The 2,636-nt window shown below is 35.5% G+C and carries 3 protein-coding genes; all 3 read right to left on the reverse strand.

Annotated features, from left to right (window positions below):
- The coding region (locus ACTTG8_RS10205; protein WP_442562000.1) for a PEP/pyruvate-binding domain-containing protein at positions 1-164 on the reverse strand (164 nt) is incomplete at its 3' end.
- A 367-nt stretch (positions 165-531) separates the two neighbouring features.
- Positions 532-900: a DUF4288 domain-containing protein gene (locus ACTTG8_RS10210; RefSeq protein ID WP_442553526.1), complete on the reverse strand. Its 369-nt coding sequence runs from the start codon at positions 898-900 to the stop codon at positions 532-534.
- Between the two features lie 2 nt (positions 901-902).
- A complete protein-coding gene (gpmI, locus tag ACTTG8_RS10215; protein WP_442561999.1) occupies positions 903-2,447 on the reverse strand; it encodes a 2,3-bisphosphoglycerate-independent phosphoglycerate mutase in 1,545 nt (514 codons plus the stop codon).
- Positions 2,448-2,636 lie beyond the last annotated feature (189 nt).

The raw sequence follows: 2,636 nt of genomic DNA on the forward strand, positions 1-2,636 counted from the left end.
CCATCCTCATAGTACTGAGTACAAGCCTCTGTTGTTACCGTAAAGCCCTGAGGTACCGGAAGTCCAATGTTTGTCATTTCCGCAAGGTTAGCACCCTTACCACCAAGAAGCTCACGCATCTCAGCTTTTCCTTCAGTGAATAAATATACCCACTTTCTTGCCATTATAATTTCCTCCTGTTGTTACTCCGATTAAGACTTAATACACAAATAAGTGCATAAAAAACATGCACTCTAAGTTACAATTCAAGCCCTATTCAGATAAGTTTACACTAACTTTTTAATTATGCTGATTAAAAATCTGCACTTTATTGTATTTTACCACATTTAAAGCCCACTGTCATTATTTTTTGTTACAAAACCTTGCTATAATTAACAGCTTATTTTTCATTATCTTTGGTAATATTTACTATAAAAAATGCTATTTTGCTATCAAAAATAAAATATCTGTGCAAAATTAAGTATAATTCTTACTTATTTCTTTTTGCACAGATACTAATCAGTTATAGCAATTTTTGTATAATATGCTATTTCATTTCGTTATGGAAAAGTCAGGATAATATTTTTCTATAACATCAGCCACCACCATCGATTTTTTCTCTATGAAATGCCTGCAGTATATTTCCGTAAAATTATCAAATTCTACATTTTCAAATAAGTTAAAATAATCAATTACAGCAACAACTTCAACAGAGACTTCTTCTCCGTAAGCATTTGTATACTTATTGGCTGGTATTTTCTTTGCAAAATATTCTAACAGTTCTTCTGGTGATGTTTCTTCAAAAAAATCATCTTCAAGCTCACACAAAACAACGCTCTCTTCAAAGATTTTTGCATCATCTTCAGATACATAGTTTTCTATTTTGCATTCTTTTAACAATACTACACTGTACTTTTCCATAACTATTTTTTAATCAAAAGCGACTTTCCAGTCATTTCCTCAGGCTGTGGTATTCCCATAAGTTCAAGCATAGTAGGAATGATGTCACAAAGCTTTCCGCCTTCTGCCAAATCATACTCCTCTCCTGCATTTACAAGGATGAAAGGTACAGGGTTGGTTGTATGTGCTGTCCAAGGGTCGCCTGTCTCATAGTCAATCATCTGCTCTGCATTTCCATGGTCTGCACAGATAAACATAGCACCGTCCACTTCCTTAAGAGCCTCTACTGCCCTTCCTATACAGGTATCAACAGCCTCAATCGCCTTAATTGCAGCCTCAAGAACACCCGTATGTCCTACCATATCAGGGTTCGCAAAATTACAGATTATAGTGTCGTATTTTCCACTCTTAATCGCATTTACAAGCCCGTCACACACCTCAAACGCACTCATTTCAGGCTGTAAATCATAGGTTGCTACCTTAGGTGATTTAACTAAAATTCTATCTTCTCCCGGATATGGCTCTTCTACACCACCATTGAAAAAGAAGGTAACATGAGCGTATTTCTCGGTTTCAGCAGTACGGAGCTGGTTTTTTCCAAGCCTTGACATATACTCTCCAAAAGTATTGTTAATCTCTACTTTTTTGAATGCAACTTCTTTATTAGGCATACTTACATCATAATCAGTAAAACATACGAATTTAGTTTTAACTCTTCCATCTTTTCTTTCAAAGCCGTCAAAATCATCATTACAAAAAGCTCTTGCAATTTCTCTAGCTCTATCAGGTCGGAAATTGTAGAAGATAATACTGTCATCATTTTTTATTGTAGTTACCGGTTTGCCATCTCTTTCAATAACTGTTGGTACAACGAACTCATCCGTTACATCTGAACCGTATGAACTTTCTACTGCAACCACCGGATCTGCTGCCGTATTCCCTTCACCGTATACCATAGCCTTATAAGCAAGCTCTACTCTGTCCCAGCGATTATCCCTATCCATAGCATAATAACGACCCATTACAGATGCAACCTTACCTACTCCTATCTCTTCCATTTTGGCTACCGCATCAGCTACAAAATCTCTTCCACTCTTTGGAGGCGTATCTCTTCCATCAAGGAAACAATGTAAATAGACTTTTTCAAGTCCTGCCTTCTTAGCAAGCTCTAAAATTCCATACATATGTGTATTGTGACTATGTACACCACCATCTGATAAAAGTCCAAACATATGTAAGGCACTGTTTTTCTCTTTACAGTTTTCTATTGCAGAAAGAAGTGCCTCATTCTTAAAGAAATCACCATCTTCTATCTCCTTTGTAATCCTTGTAAGTTCCTGATAAATAATTCTGCCTGCACCCATATTCATATGGCCTACTTCAGAATTTCCCATCTGTCCATCAGGCAGACCTACTGCCATACCACTTGCATAACCACGTTTCCAAGGATAAGTTTTCATAAGCATATCAAGATTAGGCTTTTTTGCCTGTGCTATTGCATTGTAATCATCTCTTTCATTAATACCAAAACCATCCATTATAATAAGAACTACCGGTTTCTTAGACATCTTAACGCTCCTTTCAAGCCTAAATGTAAATAAGAATTTTTTTACTAAACAAAAATATTATGAGTTATTATACTATAATTAATGTTAAAACTCAATTATAAAACATAAATTTGCAATAACCCCAATTTATAGACAATGTCCGATTGTTGTTCCTTGTTGAACTTCTGTCATTATTATATCCTTATTTTA

Origin of the sequence: Catonella sp. (genome assembly GCF_052173895.1) — a bacterium.
In the GTDB taxonomy this organism is placed as follows: Bacteria; Bacillota; Clostridia; order Lachnospirales; family Lachnospiraceae; genus Catonella.